Raw genomic sequence first — 24716 nt, forward strand, 5'->3', positions numbered from 1 at the left:
CCGGCAGCACGCGACGGACACCTCAAGTAGAATGTTTGTTCACCTTCAGGAACGTCCCCAATGCCGGCTACCGACCGCTCCGCCGCTGTTTCCGCCTCACTCAAGCCCTACGGACCGCTGTCGTTGTCGAACCGTTTTGCCGCACTCGGCCCCGACTTCTACACGCGCCTCGCGCCACAGGCGTTGCCCGCGCCGTACCTGGTCGGCTTTTCCGCCGACGCGGCCCGCCTGCTCGGCTGGTCGCCCGAAGCCGCACGCGATCCCGAGTTCGTGACCACGTTCGCCGGCAATACGCCGCTGCCCGGCGGCGATCCGCTCGCCAGCGTGTATTCGGGCCACCAGTTCGGCGTGTGGGCCGGCCAATTGGGCGACGGCCGGGCACTGCTGCTCGGCGAGTCGGACGGCCCCGGCGGGCGCTGGGAAATCCAGATCAAGGGCGGCGGACTCACGCCCTACTCGCGCATGGGTGACGGACGCGCCGTGCTGCGTTCGTCGATTCGCGAGTTCCTCGGCTCGGAGGCCATGTTCCATCTCGGCGTGCCGACCACGCGCGCCCTATGCGTGATCGGCTCCGATGCCCCGGTGCGTCGCGAAACCATCGAGACGGCGGCCGTGGTCACGCGTTTGTCGCCCAGCTTCGTCCGATTCGGACACTTCGAACATTTCTGGGCAGGCGATCAGTATGGCGCGCTGCGTCAGCTGGCTGATTTCACGATCGATCATCACTACCCCCATTGCCGCGACGAGGCCAATCCGTACCTCGCTCTGCTCAGTGCCGTGTGCGATGCGACGGCCGAACTGGTCGCGCACTGGCAGGCCGTGGGCTTCTGTCACGGCGTGATGAACACCGACAACATGTCGATCCTCGGTCTGACGATCGATTACGGCCCGTTCGGCTTCCTCGACGGCTTCAACGCGCATCACATCTGCAATCACTCCGACGCGCAGGGACGCTACGCCTATCAGGCACAGCCGAACGTGGCGTACTGGAACCTCTTCTGTCTCGCCCAGGCCCTGTTGCCGCTGTTCGGCGAGGGCGAGGCGGCGATCGAGCAGGCGCAGTCGGTGCTGCCCGCGTTCAAGACCCGGTTCGCCGAGGAGATCGATCTGCGCATGCGTGCGAAGCTCGGATTGCGCGAATCGCATGCCGACGACGAAGCGCTCATCAACCGTCTGTTCAAGCTGATGCACGAGGGACGGGTCGACTTCACGCACCTGTTCCGCACACTGGCGGGGCTTGAGCTGGAGAACCCGGCCGCCGACACGCCGCTGCGCGACATGTTCATCGATCGTGCCGGCTTCGATGCCTGGGCCATGGATTACCGCGCGCGACTGCGCCACGAGGCCAGCACCGACGCGAAGCGTGCGGTCGCGATGCGGCTTGTCAATCCGAAGTACATCCTGCGCAATCATCTGGCGGAGATTGCAATCCGGCGTGCGCGCGAAAAGGACTTTTCGGAAGTCGACACGTTGCTCAAGGTGCTCTCGCACCCCTACGACGAACAGCCCGAATTCGAACGCTATGCCGAGCTGCCGCCCGACTGGGCCGGGCAACTCGAGGTCAGTTGCTCGTCTTGATCGACGGCACGGCGCGGCACCGACGGGACGCGGGCGTCAGCGATGCATCAGCGAGGTGTCACGCATTGCAAAACGGCGCGTCGCCCCCATCTGGGCCAGGTCTGACCATAGACGACGCGCGGCGGCAACACCGGGGCCGCCGCCCATCAGGAGACTCTCATTCATGAGCAAAGTGGAAAAAAGCGACGCCGACTGGCGTGCCCAACTCGACGACGTCGAATACCAGGTCACGCGTCATGCTGCCACCGAACGCGCCTTCACCGGCCGTTACTGGGATCATTGGCAAGACGGCACCTACCGCTGCATCTGCTGCGGCGCGCCGTTGTTCGAATCGACGGAGAAGTTCGATGCGGGTTGCGGCTGGCCGAGCTATGCGAAGCCCATCGACAAATCCGGCATCGACGAGGTGATGGATTACAGCCACGGCATGGTGCGCGTGGAGGTGCGGTGCCACAACTGCGACGCCCACCTCGGACATGTGTTCGAAGACGGCCCGCAGCCGACTGGACTGCGCTATTGCATCAACTCGGCGTCGCTCGACTTCGAGGACAAGGACGGCCAGGCCGACAAGCCGGTCGACGACTGACCCGAGAATCCCCTCGGCGTCCCGTCAGCGCGCCGCTTCAACGCGCCCGATCCGTGAATTCGATCAATTTGCAGCGGGCGCCGCGCGCTTTGGGACATCCCTCGCGGGCGGGCGTCCCGGCGTGACGCGCCCGTCTGCTAAGCTGGCGCTCCCTCAATGGAACACAGGAAACGCCGCCGATGACCCGTCCGACAATTCGCTTCGCACCCCTGCTTTTCTCTGCAGCGGCATCGTTCGGCACCTTGAGTGCCGCGCCAGCCATCGCGCAGTACATGGGCCCGGCGGCCAGTGTTGCGACGACCGGCAGCGTGGTCGTGCCATCGGCCATGCCGCATGTCGCGACCGTCGGTCAGGCACTGGCCGCCCCCGACGATGCCATGACCGTCATCGAGGGCTACATCGTCAACCGACTCCGGCATGAGCACTACACGTTCCGCGACGACACGGGCCGGACCATCGTCATCGAACTCGACGACAAATACCTGCCGCCCGGCCACCAGATCAACGACAAGACGCGCGTGCGCATCACCGGCGAAGTCGACCGCCATCACCTTCGCGCCAACGATATCGACGTCAAGCGCATCGACATCCTGCCGTAAGGCACGCGGCCGCCGGCCTCGGGAAGCGATCCCGCGACCCCGCGAACCGGAGGCAAGCCGGGGTGAAGCGGCGGCACAGACGCCGCGACGCGCATTTGGCGATGTACAGCGTCCCACCACGGGCCTTTGAAATATAATGTGGGTTTGCCCCGGCGCCTGTTGCCCGAGGGCGATTTCTCCCGAAGCCCCCGAGTCGAGACTTCATGAAATTCTTTTTCGACCTGTTACCGGTCATCTTGTTTTTCGTCGCCTTCAAGTTTGCCGGCATCTATGTCGCCACCGGCATCGCGATCGCGACGACGATTGCGCAAGTCATCTGGATGTGGCTGCGTCACCGCAAGGTCGAGCCCATGCAGTGGGTGAGTCTGGCGATCATCGTGGTGTTCGGCGGCGCGACCATGTTGCTGCACGACGAGACCTTCATCAAGTGGAAGCCCACGGCGCTTTACTGGCTCTTCTCGATCACCCTGTTCGTCGCCGAACTCATCTTCGACAAGAATCTGATTCGCGCCATGATGGAAAAGCAGATGGCATTGCCCGACCCCCTGTGGCGGGCGGTGAATTTCAGCTGGGCGCTGTTCTTCCTCGCAATGGGCGCGCTGAATCTGGTCATCGCCTACCATTACTCGACCGATACATGGGTCAACTTCAAGCTCTTCGGCGGCATGGGCCTGATGGTCGTGTTCATCGTCGTGCAGAGCCTGTGGCTCTCGAAGTACATCAAGCAGGACGAATAACGTCCGTCAGGAAGTCACAGCCATGACCATGGAACAGCAAATCGAAGCGCGCCTCACCGCGGCGCTCGCCCCCCTGGAATTCGCCCTTGAGAACGACAGCGCCCGTCACGCCGGTCATGCCGGCGCGACGTCGGGCGGGCATTACAACGTCAGAATCGTGTCTGCAGCGTTTGCCGGACGTAACCGCGTGGCGCGGCACCGCCTGGTGTATGATGCGCTAGCCGATTTGATGCAAAACGGCATTCACGCCCTCGCCATCGTTGCGCTCGCCCCCGGCGAAGCGTAACTCGCATGCGACCATGCGACGTATCCCCCGTCGATTAACCTTGCCTTCGTCATTCGTTAGGAAAAACAGCATGGCATTGAAACTCGCCCGCACGGCACTGGCGCTCGGCGCCGCCGTGTCGCTGACCGCCGTCTCCCTCCCCGCTCTCGCTCAGAACGTCGCCGTCGTGAATGGCACGCCGGTGCCCGTGTCTCGTGCCGACGCCATGGTGCGTGAAATGGTCCGACAGGGTCAGCCGAACTCGCCGCAACTGCAACAGCAAGTGCGCGAAGAGCTGGTCAAGCGCGAGATCCTCGCGCAAGCGGCCGTCAGCAGCGGACTGGCTGCCAAGCCGGACGTCAAGGCGCAGCTCAAGCTGGCCGAGCAAGGCGTGCTGATTCGCGCCCTGATCGCTGACTTCCAGAAGACCTCGCCGGTCACCGACGCCGAGGTTCAGGCGCGTTATGACCAGCTCAAGAAGCAGTTCGGCGACAAGGAATATCACGCCCGTCACATTCTGGTGCCGAGCGAAGACACCGCCAAGGACATCATCGCGAAGCTCAAGGGCGGCGCGAAGTTCGCCGACCTCGCCAAGCAGTACTCGAAGGACCCCGGTTCGGCACAGAACGGCGGCGATCTCGACTGGTCACCGGCCAACGCCTACGTGCCCGAGTTCTCCGACGCCCTGCAAAAACTGCAAAAGGGTCAGTACTCGCAGACGCCGGTCAAAACGCAGTTCGGTTATCACGTGATCGAACTGGACGACGTTCGCGACGCGCAGATCCCGGCGCTCAACGATGTCAAGCCGCAGCTCGTGCAGCAAATGCAGGAAGAGAAGCTGCAAGGCTTCATCGACGGCCTCGAGAAGAAGGCCAAGATCCAGTAAGCGTTACCGGCTATCGGTTCGGCTTTGAAACGAAAATCCCGCCTTCCGGCGGGATTTTCGTTTCCAGCGTGGTATTCCACACGCGCTGACGTGCAGAATATCGTCGCTTAAGCCACCCAGCGGCGCGCGTTGCGGAACATGCGCATCCACGGGCTGTCCTCGCCCCACTGCTCGGGCGCCCAGCTCATCTGCACCGTGCGGAACACGCGCTCCGGGTGCGGCATCATCACCGTGAAGCGCCCGTCGCCCGTGGTCACCGCCGTCAGGCCGCGCGGCGAACCGTTCGGGTTGAACGGATACTGCTCGGTCGGCTGTCCCCGATGGTCGACGAAACGCACGGCGGCAATCGCCTGATCGATGTTTCCTTGCTGACCGAAGTTGGCATAGCCCTCGCCGTGCGCGATCACGATCGGCAGTTGCGAGCCGGCCATGTCCTTGAAGAACAGCGACGGCGAATCCAGCACTTCCACCTGCGTAAGCCGCGCCTCGTACTTCGACTGGTTGTACGTGAACTTCGGCCAGGCCGCCGCCCCCGGGATCAGGTTCGACAGGTTGCTCATCATCTGGCAACCATTGCACACGCCCAGTGCGAACGTGTCGGCACGGTTGAAAAAGCCGGCGAACTGTTCGGCCAGCGCCGGATTGAACAGAATCGTCTTGGCCCAACCCTCGCCCGCCCCGAGCGTATCGCCGTACGAGAATCCACCGCAGGCGATGAAGCCCTTGAACGCTTCGAGCGAGTGACGGCCGGCGAGCAAATCGCTCATGTGCACGTCGTAGGTATCGAAGCCGGCCTTGTCCAGCACGTAGGCCATTTCCAGATGCGAATTCACGCCCTGCTCGCGCAGGATGGCCATCTTCGGACGCACGCCCGTCGCGATGAACGGGGCCGCGACGTCTTCGCTGGCATCGAACGTGAGCTTCGGCGAGAGACCGGGGTCGCTCGTGTCGTTGAGGGTTTCGTATTCCGCATCGGCCGCGGCCGGGTTATCGCGCAGACGCGCGATGCGCCAGCTCACTTCCGACCACTCGCGTTGCAGCGCCGCGCGCGGCGCGCCAAACACCTTCTTTGCATCGCGATAGATTTCGATGACGTCATTCGTGTTCGGCTTGCCGATCACGTGCGAGCAGGCGGACAATCCGGCTTCACGCAGCATTTGCAACACCGCATCGCGCTCCGAGGCGCGCACCTGGATCACCCCGCCAAGTTCTTCCGAGAAAAGCGCGCGCAGCGTCTTGTCTTCGCGACGGCCCACCGTCTGCTTGGCCCAATCCTTGGCATCGCCGTAATCGGATTCGAAGCCGTCGTCGAGCGTGAGCATGTCGACATTGAGCGAGACGCCAACGTGGCCCGCAAACGCCATTTCCGCCACGGTCGCGAAGAGGCCGCCGTCCGAACGATCGTGATACGCCAGGAGCTTGCCGTCGCGGTTCAGTGTCTGGATGGCGTCGAAGAAGCGTTGGAGATCGGCCGGATCGTCCAGGTCCGGCACGACGTCACCGATCTGCTGTGTGACCTGCGCGAGGATACTGCCGCCCAGACGGTTCTTGTTGCGACCCAAATCAATGGCGATCAGCACCGTCTCGCCCACTTGCGCGACCGAGCGCAGTTGCGGCGTGAGATGACCGCGCACATCCTCGATCGGTGCGAAGGCCGAGACGATCAGCGACACCGGCGCGACCACGTCCTTGCTGCGGCCGGCGTCTTCCCACTTGGTGCGCATCGACAGCGAATCCTTGCCGACGGGAATCGACAGGCCCAGCGCCGGGCACAGTTCCATGCCGACCGCCTTGACCGTATCGAACAACGCAGCGTCTTCCCCTTCGGCGCCGCACGCGGCCATCCAGTTGGCCGACAGCTTGATCTGGTCGAGCGACGCAATCGGCGCCGCCGCAATGTTGGTGATGGCTTCGCCAACCGCCATGCGACCGGACGCCGGCGCGTCGATCACGGCCAGCGGCGTGCGCTCGCCCATCGTCATGGCTTCGCCACGATAGCCCGTGTAGTCCATCAGCGAAATGGCGCAATCGGCCACCGGCACCTGCCACGGGCCGACCATCTGGTCGCGGGCCGTCAAGCCGCCCACGGTACGGTCGCCAATCGTGATGAGGAACGACTTGCTGGCCACCGTCGGGTGACGCAGTACGGCACGTGCCACGTCGTCGAGCGACAGGCCCGTCACGTCCACCGGCGGGAGCGTCGTCGCCACACGCGTGACGTCGCGATGCATGCGCGGCGGTTTGCCGAGCAGCACGTCCATCGGCATGTCGACCGGGTCCGGCGACTCCGGATGCATCGCATCGACCAGCTTCAGTTGACGCTCATCGGTGGCGATACCGACCACCGCCACCGGGCAACGCTCGCGTTGGCAGATCGCCTGGAAGGCCGGGAAGCTGTCCGGCGCGATCGCCAGGACATAACGCTCCTGCGCTTCGTTACTCCAGATTTCCGCCGGGGACATGCCCGACTCTTCGAGCTGCACCTGACGCAGATCGAAGCGCGCGCCCTTGTCGGCGCCGTCGACCAGTTCCGGGAACGCATTCGACAGACCGCCCGCGCCCACGTCGTGAATCGACAGGATCGGGTTGGCTTCCCCCTGACGCCAGCACGCATTGATCACTTCCTGCGCGCGACGCTCGATTTCCGGATTGCCGCGCTGCACCGAGTCGAAGTCGAGCTCGGCCGTGTTCGTGCCGGTGGCCATCGAGCTGGCGGCACCGCCGCCCATGCCGATACGCATGCCCGGGCCGCCGATCTGAATGAGCAGCGTTCCGGCCGGCAGATTGTGTTTGTGGGTGTGCTGCGCGGCGATGTTGCCCATGCCGCCCGCGATCATGATCGGCTTGTGATAGCCGCGCACGCGGCCGGCCACGTTCTGCTCGTACGTACGGAAATAGCCGCCGAGAATCGGACGGCCGAATTCGTTGTTGAACGCGGCGCCGCCCAGCGGGCCGTCGACCATAATTTGCAACGGCGACGCAATGCGGTCCGGGCGGCCATAGTCGGCGCCCGTATCGCCGGGATTGCGCAGCGACGGCGGCACCGCCACGTCGAGATCGTTCTCCCACGATTCGCGCGCGTCCGGCAGCGCCAGATTCGACACGGTGAAGCCGGTCAGACCCGACTTCGGCGTGGAGCCGCGGCCGGTCGCGCCCTCGTCGCGGATCTCGCCGCCCGCCCCCGTCGACGCCCCCGGAAACGGCGAAATGGCCGTCGGGTGGTTGTGCGTCTCCACCTTCATCAGCGTGTGCGTGAGTTCAACGCTGCGGCCATACTGGCCGTCGGCGCCACGCGGATACCAGCGCTCGACTTCGGCGCCTTCCATCACCGAAGCATTGTCCGAATAGGCCACCACCGTCCCCTGCGGGTGCAGTTGGTGCGTGTTCTTGATCATCTGGAACAGCGACTTGTCCTGCGCCTGACCGTCGATGGTCCATTGCGCATTGAAGATCTTGTGACGGCAATGCTCGCTGTTGGCCTGCGCGAACATCATCAGTTCCACATCGGTCGGATTGCGCTTCAGGCTCGTGAAGGCGTCGACCAGATAATCGATTTCGTCGTCGGCCAGCGCGAGACCCAGATCCCGGTTGGCGGCTTCGAGGGCGCTGCGGCCCACGCCGATGACGTCGATCGTCTGCAGCGGCTTGGCCGGCAACTCGACGAAGAGCGCCTCGGCGTCGTGGCGCGTGGCCACGACCGTCTCGGTCATGCGGTCGTGCAGCACGCCGGCCACGCGCGCCAGGACATCGGCCGCCAGCGACTTCTTGCCGCCAAGAAGGCCCGACTTCACACCGATCGTGTATTCGACCGCGCGCTCGATACGGCGCACGTGATCGATGCCGCAGTTGCGGGCGATATCCGTCGCCTTGCTCGCCCAGGGGGAAATCGTGCCCAGACGCGGGATCACGAGCACCTGGTCGCCCACCGGCTCTTCACGCACCGGCTCACCATAGGTGAGCAGACCGGCGACGCGGGCCACGTCTTCGCTCGACAGCGGTTCGGCGCTGGCCACGAGATGCACGTAGCGGGCGTCGACACGCACGATCGAACTGTCGATGGCTTGCAGGGTCTGCAGAAGACGTTGCTGGCGGAATTCGGAGAGCGCCAAGGCGCCGGCGAAGCAGGCAATGTGAGTCATGGAAGGACGGAAGGCGAGGCGTTCAAAACGCGGGGGAACGACAAAGCGAGATTATACCCTGCTTACCCCGGGTTATACCCGAGTGCGCCACACGCATTATGGGGAGCCTCTCGCCCTGCGAGGGCGTCTCTCTGGTAACCTATGCGCCCCGTCATCTACACGGGCCGCGAAACCGGCATTCGGGTGCGGCACGGCATAAAACGACACTAACAAGCGAACGTACGGGCGTTCGCCACACACCAGACGGTTGGGAATGAAGGTCATCGTTATCGGCGGCGGGGTCATTGGTACGTGCACCGCCTACTATCTGGCCGCCGCGGGGCATACGGTCACGCTAGTCGAGCGCAACAGCACGGTGGCGCAAGAGAGCAGCTTCGGCAACGCCGGCGTCATCGCGCCCGGCTACGTCACGCCATGGGCAGCGCCGGGCATGCCGCGCAAGCTGCTCGGCCATCTGTTCAGCTCGGCCAGCCCGCTTATCTTCCGGCCGGGCCTGTCGGCCGGCACTTGGCGCTGGGCCGCCCGTTGGCTGCGTGAATGCAAACTCGAACGCTACCGCGCCAACCGCGAGCGGATGCAGCGTCTCGCGTTCTATAGCCAGCGCTGCCTGCATGCACTGCGCGAGACCCATGTCTTCGAGTACGAGCACACGCAAGGCTATCTGCAACTGTTCCGCACCGAACGCGACGTCAAAATGAACGAACCGGCGCGCGCCATGCTCGCCGAGAACGAAGTGCCGCACCGCTTGCTCACGGCCGACGAGTGCCGCAAGCTCGAACCAGCGATTTCGACCGACGCCCAACTGGCGGGTGGCCTGCACCTGCCGCGTGACGAGACCGGCAACTGCCCGCTCTTTACCAAGCGCCTCGCCCAGATCGCCCGCGAGATGGGCGTCACGCTCGCGACCGAGACGACGGTGCTGTCGGTGCGTCCGAACGTGGGGCGATCGGGGGTCACCGTCGAGACGGCCAGCACCGCGCAGCTTGCGCATCGCACGGCACTCGACGCCGATGCCGTCGTGATCGCGGCCGGCGTGGCCAGCACGGCGCTGCTGCGTCCGCTGGGCATTGACCTGCCGCTCTGGCCGATCAAAGGGTATTCGATCACGGTGCCGGTCAAGACCGAACTGTTCAGCCCTCGCATCGCCGTCATGGACGAGTCGTACAAGACCGCCATCACCCCGCAAGGCAACCGTCTGCGCATTGCAGGCACGGCCGAACTGGGCGATTCCGAACTCGTGCTGCGCGAGCGCGCCATCGCCACGCTCTACAAAGTGGCGACGGACTGGTTCCCGGGTGCAGGCAAGTACCGGGAGGCGCGCGCCTGGGTCGGCGCACGTCCGATGCTCCCCGACGGCCCGCCCGTGCTCGGCGCGACGCCGCTGCCCGGCATCTTCCTGAACGTCGGCCACGGTTCGACCGGCTGGGCGATGGCCTGCGGTTCCGGTCGCGTGCTCGCCGACGTCATCTCCGGACAAACGCCGGAAATCGATCTGAACGGTCTGACACTCGCTCGTTACGCGCACTGATATACGCATGCTGGCGTGCGAGGATGCCTGCGGGCCACCCCATGACGAGGGCTGGCCCGGCCCGACGCTCGTAAGCGCGTTCACAGGCCGGCATCGTCGGTAGCCAGCCCCGGTCCGGCAGGGCCTTGTCGTAAACCACCGACACCGCGTCCAGATTCACACCGGCAGGCAGAATGTTGCGTTGAGGGCATAATCTCCGAATGGCCCGCAGAACACACCGCGCCCAAGCCGTCGATGCCGGCATGCGACGATGTGCAGCGTTCGCCGCCCCTCGATACCGGGAGCCTTGTCTGTCATGTCCGATTCATTGCGCGCCGACGCCCCTGCTGCCGCTGCTGCTGACGCCCCTGCCGCTGCCAGCGCCACTGTCGGCGTGGATCCCCTGACACGATCCATCGGGTCGCCACACGATTGTGCGACGTCATCCACTGCCGCATGCGCGCGCGATACCCTCGACTTATGGCTTCCCGACACGCTGCGCGAGGTCGAGCGAGCCGCTGCCGCCCAACTCCCTGCCCATACGCTCATGGCCCGCGCCGGGGCCGCCGTCGCCGAGTGGCTCATCGGTCGATTGCCCGCGCTCGCGAGCGCGGGACGTCAACCCGTGTTGTTGCTCGCAGGGCCCGGCAACAACGGGGGCGACGCTTACGTTGCGGCGCGCGAATTGCATCGGCGCGGGGTGCGTGTCGATGTGTGGCAACTTGGAGCGCCGTCAACCGACGACGCCCGCTGGGCGCACGCCCACGCCCTCTCCGCCGGCGTACCCATCCAGCCTGCCCCGGCCCTCTGGCCTCAACCCTCCTCGGGCTACGCCTGGATTGTCGACGGCCTCTTCGGCGTCGGCCTGACGCGCCCTCTCGACGGCCCCGCCGCGGCGCTCGTTGCGCACATCGTCGAGGCCCACGCACAGGGCACACCGGTGCTCGCCATCGACATTCCCAGCGGACTGGCGGCGGCCACCGGCGTCGTCGACGGACCGGTCATACACGCCGACGTTACGATGGCAATGCTGGGCGCCAGCCCCGGGCTGCTCACCGGGATGGGGCGCGACGTTGCCGGGGACGTGCTCATTGCCACCCTGGGAACGGACGAGGTGCTGGCCGCGGTGCGGTCCGGACGCCCCGACGGCCAAGCCATCGCGACGAGCGCGCCGGCCGCGTTCGGTGCGCATTTGCCGCAGCGTCATCATGCATCGCACAAGGGAAGCTATGGATCGCTGGCGGTGCTGGGCGGCCATGAAGGCATGATCGGTGCGCCGCTGCTTTGCGCGCGTGCCGGATTGATGACGGGCGCGGGACGTGTCTATGTGGGCTTCGTCGCGCACGATGCACCCGCCTGGGATCCGCAGCATCCCGAACTGATGCTGCGTCATGCGGAAAACCTTGACCTCGCGACGATGCAGGCCGTCTCCGTCGGCCCCGGGCTCGGGACCTCCGCCGCATCGGCCGCGTGCCTGTCGCGCGCGCTCGCCCTGGACGACACGCCCCTGGTCATCGATGCCGACGCCCTCAATCTGCTGGCCGCCGAGCCCGCGCTCGCCGAGCGCGTGCGCCGTCGCGCCGGTCCCACCGTCCTGACACCGCATCCGCTCGAAGCGGCGCGCCTGGCGGGGGGCGACGTCGCGCGCGTTCAATCGGATCGGCTGGCTTGCGCACGGGCGCTCGCCCAACGCTTCGACGCAACGATTGTGCTCAAGGGCTCAGGCAGCGTCATCGACGACGGAACGCACGCCTGGATCAATACGACGGGCAATGCCGGGCTGGCGACGGCGGGCACGGGCGACGTACTCACGGGCGCGATCGGTGCGCTGCTCGCGCAGGGTATGCCAGCGCCGCAAGCCGCACTGGCCGCGGTCTGGCTGCACGGCCGGGCTGCGGAACGGTGCGCCGCCGCAGGGGCCGGTCCCGCTGGACTGACCGCAAGTGAACTTTTGCCCGCCATGCGCGCCGAACTGGCTGACTTGCTGAACGAGGCGGGGTGCGCCAAGCGAAGCACGCAAACGCGCCGCACGGCGCCGGCCGGCTAGCCCTGACATCTCGCTTCACGAGGATGCAGGACCGCCAGATGGTCGTCCACCGTCGCGTTTCTACGTGATTTCGCGACGACTCCCGTTATACTCCGCTTTATCGAAATGTCCTTATCGCACATGCCGTACAAGCCATCCGCGCCTTCCACTCGTCTGGATCAACTCCCTGCCTGGCGTACCCTGCTCACGCACCGCGACGACATTGCCGCGCAGCACATGCGCGACTGGTTCGCGAGCACCGGCGCCCACGCACGCGTCGAACAATTCTCATTGCGTGCGGCCGGTCTGTATCTCGATTACTCGAAGAACCGCATTACCGGCACAACACGCACGCTGCTCGCACAACTCGCGCGCGAGTGCGGCCTGCCGGCCAAGCGCGATGCGATGTGGGCCGGCGACGCCGTCAACATCACGGAAAACCGCGCGGCGTTGCACGTTGCGCTGCGCGCACCGCAGGACATGGCCTTTCGCGACGCGGCCGGCGACGTCAGCCGCGGGGTGCGCGAGACCCTTTCGCGCATGCGTGCTTTCAGCGAAAGCGTGCGCGACGGGCGCTGGGTCGGTGCGACGGGCAAGCCCATTCGACATCTCATCAATGTCGGGATCGGCGGATCGGACCTGGGTCCGCGCATGGTGTGCGACGCGCTAGCCGTCTACGGGCGGCGAGATCTGAGCGCGCACTTCATCGCCAACATCGATCCCACCGAACTGGCACGCACGCTGCCCTCGCTCGACCCCGAAACCACGCTCGTCGTGGTGTGCTCGAAGACCTTCACCACGCTCGAAACCATGACCAACGCGCGCACGATTCGCGCCTGGTTTGTCGCGCATGGCATTCCTGAGGGCGAACTCGGCAAGCACTTCGTGGCGGTGTCGACGAATGCCGAGGAAGCGATGCGCTTCGGCATTCACCGCGAGAACGTGTTCGAGTTTGGCGAGTGGGTCGGCGGGCGGTATTCGCTGTGGTCGTCGATCGGGCTCATCATCATGCTCTATCTCGGCCCGCAGCATTTCGACGCGTTGCTCGCCGGTGCGCATGCCATGGACGAACACTTTCGCAGTGCGCCACTCGAGTCCAACATGCCGGTGCTGCTTGGCCTGCTCGGCATCTGGTACCGGAATTTCTTCGACGCCCAGACGATTTCCATCGCGCCGTATACCGACGCATTGCAGAAACTGCCGCCGTATCTGCAGCAGTTGGACATGGAGAGCAATGGCAAGTCGGTGCAGCTCGACGGGACGCCTGTCTCGTGGCAAACCGCGCCGATCCTATGGGGCGAGCCAGGCACGAACGGTCAGCATGCCTACTTTCAGATGTTGCACCAGGGCACCACGCTGGTGCCGGTGGACTTCATCGCCGTCCTGAATCCGCAATACGATGCGCCCGCCTATCTCGATCATCACCGCAAGCTGCTCGCCAATTGCTTCGCGCAAAGCGAAGCGTTGCTGCAAGGCGGCTCGATGGCCACGGCGGAACAAGCTGGAGGACCGCTGGGCGCACAACGCCGCTTCGACGGCAATCGTCCGAGCAACACGCTCGTGATCGATCAATTGTCGCCCGAGCGCCTGGGTGCGCTGATCGCGCTCTATGAGCACAAGGTGTTCGTGCAGGCCGCCATCTGGAACATCAATCCGTTCGACCAGTGGGGGGTTGAACTGGGCAAGACGCTGAGCCGCGCCATCGAGCCCGAACTCGCCGATCCGGACTTGCTCACGCCCGACGCGCACGACGCCTCGACCACGTCGTTGATTCGCCTTGCAGGCGACGCCCTGAAACGCAAGCACTGAAACGCGCGATCGCCGCGGCAACATCACTGCGGCGTTTTCGACCCTGCGTCTCGTGCGTCCGACGGGCCATCGATCCTTCGTCCGCCGGCGAGTTGCACTGTCGTGTCGCAACGCTGCGCGATCGCCTGATCATGTGTCACGAGCACCAGCGTTGCGCCACGCGCCTTGTTGAGCGAGAACATCAGGTCGATCACGCGCTCCCCCGTCGCCGTGTCCAGACTGCCCGTCGGTTCGTCGGCAAACAGTATGGCGGGTTCGGTGACGAAAGCACGCGCCAGCGCCACGCGCTGCTGTTCGCCGCCGGAGAGCTGCTTCGGATAATGCGCCAGACGCGAGCCCAGCCCCACTTGATCAAGCAACTTGATGGCACGATCGCGCACGTCGCGTGTCTCACCCAGCAACTCGAGCGGCAGCATCACGTTCTCGAGCGCGGTGAGGTGCGGCATCAGTTGAAACGATTGAAAGACGAAACCGACGGCACCGCGTCGCAACGCGGCCCGGCCCTCTTCGTCGAGATCGCCGAGCGACTTGCCCAGCAGCGTGATACTGCCGTCGCTTGCCGTGTCGAGCCCCGCCATCAGGCCTAGCAACGTAGACTTGCCGGACCCCGACGCGCCGACGATGGCCACGCTTTGACCTTTGGCGACACTGACATCGATATCCTGCAGAATGACCAGCTCGCCGGTCGCGTCGCGCAACCGTTTGCCCAGCCCCCGCACCTCAATCACGTTTTCGGAAAACGACATGGTTAGAAGAGAGTTCTTGAAAATGGCCGCCTCCGCCCTCGTAGGCGGGTGCATGCTGTCAGGGACCGCGGCGCACGCGGCAAGTTCGGGGACGCCAACGATTTTGGTCGTCGGCGACAGCCTTTCGGCGGAATATGGCATCGCGCGCGGCACCGGCTGGGTCAATCTGATGCAGCAGACGATCACGCGAAGCGGGTTTGATTATAACGTCGTGAACGCGAGCATCAGCGGCGACACGACGAGCGGCGGACGCGCGCGCCTCGCGCCGCTGCTCGAACGCTATCATCCCGCCATCACGATCCTGGAACTCGGCGGCAACGACGCGCTGCGCGGCATTTCACTCGACCTCACACGCAGCAATCTGCGCGAGATGATCGGCGCGGCACGCAAGGCAGGCAGCCGTGTGATCGTCGTCGGCATGCGCATTCCGCCTAACTACGGGCTCGACTACAGCGAGCAGTTCTTCACGATGTTTTCGCTGGTGGCCAAGCAGGAAAAAACGGGCTACGTGCCGTTCCTGTTGGCGGGTGTCATTGAACACCCCGACTGGTTCCAGCAGGATCAGATTCACCCTCTGGCCAAGGCGCACCCGCAAATCCTGCAGAATGTCTGGCCGACGGTCAAACCACTTCTCAAGCCCGCCGGCAAGGCGCCCTCGCGCCCCGCGCAACCACGAACGCCGAAGACGTCCGGCACATAAAAAACGCGGCCGGTTGGCCGCGTTTCTCGTTTCATTCAGCGATGGTGCCGGCCGCCCATTCAGGCCCCCGACTTGGTGACATCGTTCACGATCTTCACCTTCGAGCGCGCACGCAGGTCGCCCAGCCAGGCGTTCCATTCGGCCTGCGCCGCCAGTTGGTTGAGTTGCTGCGCCTCGGCGGCAAGATGCTGCGCGTCCTGCTCGGCCGGCTGCGTGACCTTGCCGATGCGATACACGGCGTAGCCCTGACCTTCGCCCAACGCGACACCGACATACGCCGGCAACCGGGTCGTATCGGCACTGAAGATTGCCCCCAGGGCCGTCGCCGGCAGCTTGCCAGGGTTGTCTCGCGATACGGTTTGCGCAGCGCCGAATGCGGCGTCGCCCCCCTTCTTGAGCGCTTCGAGCTTGGCCTGGCCGGCCGTCGTCGCTGCCTGCTCGGCCAGATCGGCCACGACCTTCTCTTTGACTTGCGCCTCGATCTGCGCGAGCGGCGGCGTGGCGGCCGGGTGATAAGTCACCACGTGCGCCGACACCAGTACGCCCTGACCCACATCCACCGCCTCGGTGTTGCGCTTGTTCTTGAGCGCTTCGTCGCCAAACACGGCCTTGAGTAACTTCTCATTGCCGATCGGGAGTTTCGCCTGCGACGGATCCGGCGTCCGCGTGACCGTGGCCGTCTGCACCTTCAGGTTGAGCTTGTCGGCCGCCGGCTGCACGCTGTCGGGTTGTTCGTACACGGCGTTGGTGAACTGGTCGGCCAACTTCGCATAGGCCTTCGCCGACTCCTGCTGTCGATACTGATCGGCAAGCTGCGCCTTCACTTCATCGAACGACTTGGTCTGCTCGGGCTTGATGCCGGTCAGCTTGATGATGTGATAACCGAAATCGCTCTTCACGACATCGCTCACGTCACCCTCGTGCTTGAGCGCGAACGTGGCATCGGCAAACGGCTTGACCATTGCGTCGCGTGCGAAGAAGCCCAGATCGCCGCCGTTGGCCTTCGAGCCCGGGTCTTCCGAATCGGCGCTGGCCAGCTTGGCAAAATCATCCGGATGCTTCTTGATCTCGGCGAGCAGCGCGTCGGCCTTCGCCTTCGCCTTGGCGTGATCGGCCGGCGATGCGTCGGCGGGCGACGCGATCAGGATGTGCGATGCGCGGCGCTGCTCCGGCGTGGTGTATTGCTTCAGGTTGTCCTGGTACATCTTGCGCAGCACGTCATCGCTCGCGGGCGTCTGTGCCGAAGCCGGCATGGCCTTCGGGTCGAGCACGACATACTGGATCTCAGCCGATTCGGGCGTCTGGAAGGCGGCCTTGTGCGCATCGTAATACGCCTGAATCTGCGGCTGCGTCGGTACGATCTTGCCGGCGTAGTCCGTGACCGGGAAGGTCAGCACCGAGACGTCACGCTGTTGAGCACGCAGTTGCGCGAAGCGTTCGAGCACCGTCTTCGGCAGCATGGCGCTCGCCTGCACGCTCGACGGCAATTGGTTCGACGCCAGCTCGAAGCGAATTTGCGCTTCAAGGCGCTGCGGCGTGAGGTTTTGCGCAGAAAGCAATTGCGCGTACTTCGCTTCATCGATGGAACCATCCGGGCGGCGCAACTGCGCAATCGCCGGAATGGCGAGCAGCGCCTCACGCACCTGGGCATCGGGCACCGAGAGATTCTTCTTGAGCGTTTCCTGCGTGAGCAGCTTCTGCTGGATCAGGTTATCCAGCACCGCGGCGCGCATTTCGGGGGTGTTGATCTGGTTGGGATCGACAGCGCCGCCAAACATCTGTTGCATGCGCTCGGTCTGCGCGCGAAGCACACTGTCGTATTCCTGACGTGTCACGGTTTGATCGCCGACCTTGGCGATGGTGCTGGCGTCTGCGGCGTATTCCTGCCAGCCATGTACGCCAAACACCACGAACGACGGCACGATCAACACCGTCAGGAAGATGAGAACCAATCGTTGATGACGGCGGATGAAGTCGAACATACGAAATCGGAATAGTCGTCTGGATGCGTCTTAAGACGCCATATGGCAAAAAAGGCGAACCGAAGTTCGCCTTTTCACAATTTGGCGGAGCGGACGGGGCTCGAACCCGCGACCCCCGGCGTGACAGGCCGGTATTCTAACCAACTGAACTACCGCTCCCCAAGATCTGGAACTGGTGGGTGCTGAGGGGCTCGAACCCCCGACCTACGCCTTGTAAGGGCGCCGCTCTACCAACTGAGCTAAGCACCCGTTCCCGATTCAAGTGTTGTTCTTGCTGCAACTCCCCGCCGAAACAGGGAAGCTGATTAGTTTAACGTATCTTTCAATACTTTGCCAGGGCGAAATTTCGGAACCTTCGCTGCCTTGATCTTGATCGCGGCCCCCGTGCGCGGATTGCGTCCGGTACGCGCCGCACGCTTGGCCACGAGGAAGGTGCCGAAGCCGACCAACGTCACGCTGTCTCCCTTCTTAAGCGATTTTTTTACCGCACCCACCAATGCTTCAAGTGCCCGACCGGCAGCCGCTTTCGAGATGTCTGCTTCACCCGCGATATGATCGATCAGTTCCGTCTTGTTCACTGTAACCCCCTTGCAAGGATAGTAGGCGATTGAGCCGCGGAGGCGCTCTTTGCGCGCCTTGACTTTGATCTGCTAGGTCCGTCGGCTTTGCCATTAGACAAGCCGGAAACCCTGATGTCAAGCCGTTTTGCGCCCTTTGGGCGGCTTAGGAAGCACTCCTGAATCTGCGCTTCCCCGGTGTCATTTTCGAGCGCATCGCCTGAACAAAAAAAAGCCCGGGGAAACCCCCGGGCTATTTACGCACTTCCCGCGTAGCGATCAGCGGCCAATCCGCCCGTTGCCCACTACACGAAAAATTATCGTCAGTGCTTGATGACTTCCTGCTTGCCGCTGGCATCCGCATTCGGCGTGACAGGCGCGGCCTTCGCCTCTTCCTCGGGCAGCGGCGTCGGTGCATGCTCCAACGCCAGCTCAAGCACCTTGTCGATCCAGCGCACCGGCACGATCTCCAGCGCGTTCTTGACCGTATCCGGAATCTCTGCGAGATCCTTCACGTTCTCCTCCGGAATCAACACGAGCTTGATGCCACCACGGTGAGCCGCCAGCAACTTCTCCTTGAGACCGCCGATCGGCAACACTTCACCGCGCAGCGTGATCTCACCGGTCATCGCCACATTCGCACGCACCGGAATACCGGTGAGCACCGAGACCAGCGCCGTCGTCATGGCGATACCGGCAGACGGACCATCCTTAGGCGTCGCCCCTTCCGGCACGTGGATGTGGATGTCCTTCTTCTCGAACTGCTCATCCGTCACCCCGAGGCGGCGCGCACGCGAACGCACGACAGAGCGCGCGGCCTCGACCGACTCCTTCATCACGTCGCCGAGCGAACCCGTCCGAATGATGTTGCCCTTGCCCGGCATCAACGCGGCTTCGATGGTCAGCAGATCGCCGCCCACTTCCGTCCACGCCAGACCCGTGACCTGACCGATCTGGTTTTCCTTCATGGCCAGACCGAAGTCAAACTTGCGCACGCCCAGGAAGTTGTCGAGATTGCCCGCATCGACCTTGATCGACGTACCGTCAACCTTCTTGAGCAACAGCATCTTCACGACCTTACGGCAGATCTTCGAGATCTCACGCTCGAGCGAACGCACACCCGCTTCGCGCGTGTAGTAGCGGATGATGTCGCGAATCGCCGCTTCGGCCAGATCGATCTCGCCTTCCTTCAGCCCGTTGTTCTTCTTCTGCTTGGGCAGCAGATAACGCTGGGCAATGTTGACCTTCTCGTCTTCCGTGTAGCCCGACAGGCGAATCACTTCCATACGGTCGAGCAGCGGCGCCGGAATGTTCAGCGAGTTCGACGTGGCCACGAACATCACGTCCGACAGATCGAAGTCGACTTCGACGTAATGGTCCGAGAACGTGTGGTTCTGCTCGGGGTCGAGCACTTCGAGCAGCGCCGAACTCGGATCCCCGCGAAAATCCATGCCCATCTTGTCCACTTCGTCGAGCAGGAACAGCGGATTGCGTACGGCCACCTTCGACAGACTCTGCAGGATTTTGCCCGGCATCGACCCGATATACGTACGACGGTGACCGCGAATCTCGGCCTCGTCACGCACGCCGCCCAACGCCATGCGCACGAACTTGCGGTTCGTCGCACGCGCGATCGACTGACCGAGCGAGGTCTTGCCCACACCGGGGGGCCCCACCAGGCACAGGATCGGTGCCTTGACCTTCTCGACGCGCTGTTGCACGGCAAGATACTCAAGGATGCGTTCCTTGACCTTCTCCAGGCCGAAGTGATCCTCGTCGAGCACCTTCTCGGCGTTCGACAGGTCGTTGTTGACCTTGCTCTTCTTGCGCCACGGCAGACCGACCAGCGTGTCGATATAGTTACGCACGACGGTCGCCTCGGCCGACATCGGCGACATCAGCTTGAGCTTCTTGAGTTCGGCGTCAGCCTTCTTCTTGGCTTCCTTGGGCAGATGCGCGGCCTTGATCCGCTTCTCGAGCTCTTCGAGATCCGCGCCTTCTTCACCCTCGCCCAACTCCTTCTGGATCGCCTTGACCTGTTCGTTCAGGTAGTACTCGCGCTGGCTCTTCTCCATCTGGCGCTTCACGCGGCCACGGATACGCTTTTCCACCTGAAGAATGTCGATCTCGCTCTCGAGCTGCGCGAGCAGGTGCTCGAGACGCTCGATGACCGGGAACATTTCCAGGATGTTCTGTTTCTGCTCCAGCTTGAGCGGCAGGTGGGCGGCGATCGTGTCCGCCAGACGACCCGCCTCGTCGATACCCGAGAGCGACGTCAGGATCTCCGGCGGAATCTTCTTGTTGAGCTTCACATACTGATCGAACTGGGCCACGATCGCGCGGCGCAGCGCCTCGGATTCCGGCGAGTTGCCGTCGTCCGGTTCGAGCGGCATCACTTCCGACGTGAACTGGGTTTCCTCTTCGTCCACACTCAGGGTGCGGGCGCGCTGAATCCCTTCGACGAGCACCTTGACGGTGCCATCGGGCAATTTGAGCATTTGCAGAATGTTCGCCACGCAGCCGATCTCGTAGAGATCCTTCGACGTGGGCTCATCCTTGGCCGCCGCCTTCTGGGCGACGAGCATGATGTGCTTGCCGCCTTCCATGGCGGTTTCAAGCGCTTTAATCGATTTTGGACGCCCCACGAAAAGGGGAATCACCATGTGCGGAAACACGACCACGTCGCGCAAAGGCAACAGGGGCAGTTGAATCGCTTCGGGCGGGAGGATTTGGGTGCCTGACATCTCGTTCCCCATATTTAACGATACCGTTGTGTTCCAGCTAATTGAGGCCGCCGACGGGAATTACAAGGGGGAGTGGAACAGCCCTTTCGCCGGTAAGTTGCACCGCTCGGGGTTTCATTGCCCGCGGCACTAGTATGAAGGAAAAAAAGCCGTCCATGTTTCCATGAACGGCTTCGGGTAGCGCTGAGTTGACCGTTCAATTGGAGCCGGCAACCTTGGGCGACTCCTGGTAAATCAAAAGCGGTTTCCCGTCGCCGCTGATCGCGTTTTCGTCGAGGATCACCTTGGTGACGCCCTTTAGCGACGGGAGCTCGTACATCACTTCGAGCAAGGCCTGCTCGATGATCGAGCGCAAGCCGCGCGCGCCCGTCTTGCGCTTGATGGCCTTGCGCGCCACCGCGTGCATCGCGGCCGGCCGAATCTCCAGTTCCACGCCTTCCATCAGGAACAAGCGCTGATATTGCTTGACCAGCGCGTTCTTGGGCTCGACGAGGATCGTCACCAGCGCGTCCTCGTCAAGCTTGCCCAGCGTGGCAACCACCGGCAGACGACCGATCAGCTCCGGAATCAGGCCAAACTTGATCAGATCTTCCGGCTCGACGTCACGCAGCAACTCGCTGGCGTCGCGCTCTTCACCGGTCTTGACCGTTGCACCGAATCCGATGCCTGTCTTCTCGGTACGGTTCATGATGATCTTCTCGAGACCATCGAACGCTCCGCCGCAGATGAACAGGATGTTCGTCGTGTCGACCTGGATGAAATCCTGGTTCGGGTGCTTGCGACCGCCTTGCGGCGGCACCGACGCCATCGTGCCTTCGACCAGCTTGAGCAGCGCCTGCTGCACGCCCTCGCCCGACACGTCGCGCGTAATCGACGGATTGTCCGACTTGCGGCTGATCTTGTCGATTTCATCAATATAGACGATGCCCTTCTGCGCCTGCTCGATCTCGTAATTGCAGTTCTGCAGCAGCTTCTGGATGATGTTTTCGACGTCTTCCCCCACGTAACCGGCTTCGGTCAGCGTGGTGGCGTCGGCAATCACGAAGGGCACGTTGAGCAGGCGGGCGAGCGTTTGCGCGAGCAATGTCTTGCCCGAGCCGGTCGGCCCGATGAGCAGGATGTTGCTCTTGGCGAGTTCGACTTCGTCGCGCTTGTCGCCGAGGTGCTTCAGTCGCTTGTAATGGTTGTAGACCGCCACGGCCAGAATCTTCTTGGCACGGTCCTGACCGATCACATACTGATCGAGACTCTCGCGAATTTCCAGCGGCGACGGCAGATCGGACTTGCCGCCGCTGCCGCTCTCGTCTTCGGCCGCAGCGGCCTCGTCGCGGATAATCTCATTGCACAGATCGATGCACTCGTCGCAAATGAAGACCGACGGCCCCGCGATGAGCTTCTTGACCTCGTGCTGACTCTTTCCGCAGAACGAGCAGTAGAGCAGCTTTTCGCCGTTGGAAGTGCTTTTTTTATCCACCATATCTGTGTCAGCCTGCTAGCAATTTGCGCCCCGGTCGTCCCCCGCCGGGGGCGGCAAACGCGGCATACGTGAATCCCATTGTAACGCCATGCCGTGCGAGCGTGTGACCCAGCCGCATCGGCAATAATTTCCCTTTTACGACAAAGACTTGGCACGAACACCTGGCTTTCAAAAACGACGCCGCCCGGTGTCGCGCCAACCTTTTGTCGTTGCGCGCTCTCGAACTCGAAACCGAATCAGGGACGCTTTTCGAGCACGCGGTCGATCAACCCATACTCGACGGCATCGGCCGCCGACTTGAAGTTGTCGCGATCGGTGTCGCGCGCGATGACCTCGAGCGACTGGCCGGTGTTGTCGGCCAACAGTCGATTCAACCGATCCTTGAGCAGCAGGATTTCCCTGGCGTGGATCTCGATGTCCGACGCCTGACCGCGAGCGCCGCCCAGCGGTTGGTGAATCATGATGCGCGCGTTCGGCAGCGCGAAGCGCTTGCCCTTCTCACCGGCCGCCAGCAGAAATGCGCCCATGCTCGCCGCCATGCCCAGGCACAGCGTCGAGACCGCCGGCTTGACGAACTTCATCGTGTCGTAAATCGCCAGGCCCGCCGAGACGGAACCGCCCGGCGAATTGATGTACATCGAGATTTCCTTGTCCGGATTTTCGCTCTCGAGGAACAGCAACTGTGCGACGACGAGGTTGGCGCTCTGGTCGTTGACCTCGCCCACCAGGAAAATGATGCGCTCCTTGAGGAGTCGCGAGTAAATATCGTAAGCGCGCTCGCCACGACCACTTTGCTCGACGACCATCGGCACGAGGCCAAGGCCTTGCGTCTCGAGTGCGGAGTTGTACGTCGGGGAGGCGAGTTGGGCGAGCAATTCGGAACGGGTAATCATATCGGTTCGACCCTTCTATCGAGATGGTTTTGCGCGCCGCAGGGAGGAGGCCCGGAGGCCATTTGGAAAAGAACCGCCACGGCATTGCGGCCGCGGCGGTTCAATCGGTCGTGTCGCGTTCGATCAGGCTTGCGAGTTGCCGGCCAGCTCTTCGAAACTGACCTGCTTGTCGGTCACCTTGGCCTTACCCAGGACGAATTCGACCACGTTGTTCTCGACGACGAAACCTTCCATTTCCGCCATGCGCTGCTGATCGCCATAGTACCAGCGGACGACTTCTTGCGGGTCTTCGTAGCTCTTCGCGAACTCTTCGACTTCGGCCTTGATTTGCTCCGGCTTGGCTTGCAGGTCATTCTGCTTGACCAGCTCGGCCAGAATCAGACCCAGCTTCACGCGACGCTCGGCTTGCTCCTTGAACATTTCCGCCGGAATCGGCACGTTGCCGGCGTTCGGCACGCCGCGTTGCGTCAAATCCTGACGGGCCATTGCCACCAGGCGCTCCTGGTCCTGTGCGACCAATGCGTTCGGCACGTCGAGCTCCGACACCGAGATCAGCGCGTTCATCACCTGATCCTTGAGCAAGGCCTGCGTACGACGCTTCACTTCGCGCGACAGGTTTTCCTTGATATCGGAGCGCATCTTTTCCATGCTGCCGTCAGCGATGCCGAGCGACTTGGCGAACTCGCCGTCGACTTCAGGCAGGTGCGCCCACTCGACCTTCTTCAGCGTCACGGTGAACGTAGCGGTCTTGCCGGCCACTTCCTTGCCGTGGTACTCGTCGGGGAACTTGAGTTCGAAATCCTTCGAATCGCCCACCTTCAGGCCCAGCGTGGCCGTCTCGAACTCAGGCAGCATGCGGCCTTCGCCCAGCACGAACACAAAGTCTTCGGCGCTGCCGCCGGCGAACGCTTCCCCGTCGATCTTGCCAACGAAGTCGACCGTCACGCGGTCGCCGTCCTTGGCTTCGACCGAGCCGCCGTCGCCGTGGGCGCCGACTTCGCCGCGCACGTGGTAGTGCACGCGCTGCTTGCGCAGGATGTCGATGGTGCGGTCGATCTCGGCTTCCGAGACGTCCGTCGTGGTACGGCTCACCTCGGCCGTGGCCAGGTCACCGATCTTGACTTCCGGGTAGATCTCGAACGTGGCATCGAATGCGTACTCGGCCTCGCCCGCGTCGACCTTCGGCGCGAAGCGCGGCTGACCCGCGACGCGCAGATCCTGTTCCTTGCTGATGTCGAAGAATTGCTGGCCGACCTTGTCGCTCACGACTTCGGCTTCGACCTGACCACCGTACTGCTGGGTGACCATCTTCAGGGGCACCTTGCCCGGGCGGAAGCCCGGCATACGCACCGTCTTCGACAGCTTCTGAATGCGTGCCGCAACTTCTTTTTCGACTTCCTGCTTGGGCAGGGCGATGGTAAAGCGACGCTCGAGCTTGCCGAGGTTTTCAACAGCGATAGTCATGAGGATATTCGTCCTTCCAGA

General features: G+C 63.5%; 18 protein-coding genes and 2 tRNA genes. 10 read left to right on the forward strand and 10 right to left on the reverse strand.

From position 1 onward, the window contains the following. The first annotated feature begins 60 nt into the window (after positions 1 to 60). From OYT13_RS13065 to OYT13_RS13090, 6 genes are all read left to right on the forward strand, one after another. The gene (locus tag OYT13_RS13065) at positions 61 to 1578 is read left to right on the forward strand and encodes a protein adenylyltransferase SelO (RefSeq protein WP_268566352.1); all 1518 of its coding nucleotides are present in this window, start codon (positions 61 to 63) and stop codon (positions 1576 to 1578) included. Positions 1579 to 1741: 163 nt separating this feature from the next. Beyond that, complete coding sequence (gene msrB / locus OYT13_RS13070) at positions 1742 to 2164, forward strand: peptide-methionine (R)-S-oxide reductase MsrB (RefSeq protein WP_017234782.1); 423 nt, start codon at positions 1742 to 1744, stop codon at positions 2162 to 2164. 179 nt (positions 2165 to 2343) lie between these two features. Beyond that, a complete protein-coding gene (locus OYT13_RS13075; RefSeq protein WP_017234781.1) occupies positions 2344 to 2763 on the forward strand; it encodes a YgiW/YdeI family stress tolerance OB fold protein in 420 nt (139 codons plus the stop codon). A gap of 203 nt (positions 2764 to 2966) precedes the next feature. Then, positions 2967 to 3500 (forward strand): septation protein A, encoded by a 534-nt coding sequence (locus OYT13_RS13080; protein WP_017234780.1) that lies wholly within the window; start codon positions 2967 to 2969, stop codon positions 3498 to 3500. A gap of 22 nt (positions 3501 to 3522) precedes the next feature. Continuing rightward, entirely contained in the window at positions 3523 to 3786 is a 264-nt protein-coding gene (locus OYT13_RS13085; RefSeq protein ID WP_017234779.1) for a BolA family protein, read from the forward strand. A 70-nt stretch (positions 3787 to 3856) separates the two neighbouring features. Further along, complete coding sequence (locus tag OYT13_RS13090) at positions 3857 to 4651, forward strand: peptidylprolyl isomerase (RefSeq protein WP_017234778.1); 795 nt, start codon at positions 3857 to 3859, stop codon at positions 4649 to 4651. Between the two features lie 107 nt (positions 4652 to 4758). Here OYT13_RS13090 and purL read toward each other — a convergent pair whose 3' ends face one another. Continuing rightward, on the reverse strand, positions 4759 to 8790 hold the full coding sequence (purL, locus tag OYT13_RS13095) for a phosphoribosylformylglycinamidine synthase (protein ID WP_268566353.1): 4032 nt from the start codon (positions 8788 to 8790) through the stop codon (positions 4759 to 4761). Between the two features lie 253 nt (positions 8791 to 9043). Between purL and OYT13_RS13100 the strand changes: the two genes are divergently transcribed. The 3 genes from OYT13_RS13100 (at position 9044) to pgi (ending at position 14132) form a co-directional block, all read left to right on the forward strand. Then, a complete protein-coding gene (locus OYT13_RS13100; protein ID WP_017234776.1) occupies positions 9044 to 10318 on the forward strand; it encodes a D-amino acid dehydrogenase in 1275 nt (424 codons plus the stop codon). A 295-nt stretch (positions 10319 to 10613) separates the two neighbouring features. Beyond that, entirely contained in the window at positions 10614 to 12344 is a 1731-nt protein-coding gene (locus OYT13_RS13105; protein WP_268566354.1) for an NAD(P)H-hydrate dehydratase, read from the forward strand. A 105-nt stretch (positions 12345 to 12449) separates the two neighbouring features. Then, positions 12450 to 14132 carry a glucose-6-phosphate isomerase gene (pgi, locus tag OYT13_RS13110; RefSeq protein WP_268566355.1) on the forward strand — a complete coding sequence of 561 codons (1683 nt, stop codon included), beginning with the start codon at positions 12450 to 12452 and terminating at the stop codon, positions 14130 to 14132. A 23-nt stretch (positions 14133 to 14155) separates the two neighbouring features. Here the strand turns inward: pgi and OYT13_RS13115 are convergent, their stop codons facing one another. Continuing rightward, the gene (locus tag OYT13_RS13115) at positions 14156 to 14878 is read right to left on the reverse strand and encodes an ABC transporter ATP-binding protein (protein WP_017234145.1); all 723 of its coding nucleotides are present in this window, start codon (positions 14876 to 14878) and stop codon (positions 14156 to 14158) included. A 52-nt stretch (positions 14879 to 14930) separates the two neighbouring features. On the opposite strand from OYT13_RS13115, the gene OYT13_RS13120 reads away from it, so the two are divergent. Next, entirely contained in the window at positions 14931 to 15578 is a 648-nt protein-coding gene (locus OYT13_RS13120) for an arylesterase (RefSeq protein ID WP_017234146.1), read from the forward strand. Between the two features lie 59 nt (positions 15579 to 15637). On the opposite strand, the gene OYT13_RS13125 is transcribed toward OYT13_RS13120, so the two are convergent. The 8 genes from OYT13_RS13125 to tig form a co-directional block, all read right to left on the reverse strand. After that, entirely contained in the window at positions 15638 to 17560 is a 1923-nt protein-coding gene (locus OYT13_RS13125) for a SurA N-terminal domain-containing protein (RefSeq protein WP_017234147.1), read from the reverse strand. Between the two features lie 82 nt (positions 17561 to 17642). Beyond that, a tRNA-Asp gene (locus tag OYT13_RS13130) sits at positions 17643 to 17719 on the reverse strand. 14 nt (positions 17720 to 17733) lie between these two features. After that, positions 17734 to 17809: transfer RNA gene (locus OYT13_RS13135), tRNA-Val, on the reverse strand. A 56-nt stretch (positions 17810 to 17865) separates the two neighbouring features. Then, positions 17866 to 18138: an HU family DNA-binding protein gene (locus OYT13_RS13140; protein WP_017234148.1), complete on the reverse strand. Its 273-nt coding sequence runs from the start codon at positions 18136 to 18138 to the stop codon at positions 17866 to 17868. A 302-nt stretch (positions 18139 to 18440) separates the two neighbouring features. Further along, complete coding sequence (lon, locus tag OYT13_RS13145; RefSeq protein WP_026131987.1) at positions 18441 to 20861, reverse strand: endopeptidase La; 2421 nt, start codon at positions 20859 to 20861, stop codon at positions 18441 to 18443. Positions 20862 to 21057: 196 nt separating this feature from the next. Then, positions 21058 to 22338: an ATP-dependent Clp protease ATP-binding subunit ClpX gene (clpX, locus tag OYT13_RS13150; RefSeq protein WP_017234150.1), complete on the reverse strand. Its 1281-nt coding sequence runs from the start codon at positions 22336 to 22338 to the stop codon at positions 21058 to 21060. A 236-nt stretch (positions 22339 to 22574) separates the two neighbouring features. Next, a complete protein-coding gene (gene clpP / locus OYT13_RS13155) occupies positions 22575 to 23228 on the reverse strand; it encodes an ATP-dependent Clp endopeptidase proteolytic subunit ClpP (protein WP_026131988.1) in 654 nt (217 codons plus the stop codon). A gap of 126 nt (positions 23229 to 23354) precedes the next feature. Beyond that, complete coding sequence (gene tig / locus OYT13_RS13160) at positions 23355 to 24695, reverse strand: trigger factor (protein ID WP_268566356.1); 1341 nt, start codon at positions 24693 to 24695, stop codon at positions 23355 to 23357. Between the last annotated feature and the right edge of the window lie 21 nt (positions 24696 to 24716).

Origin of the sequence: Pandoraea sp. XJJ-1, assembly GCF_026802345.1 — a bacterium.
Lineage (GTDB): Bacteria > Pseudomonadota > Gammaproteobacteria > Burkholderiales > Burkholderiaceae > Pandoraea > Pandoraea cepalis.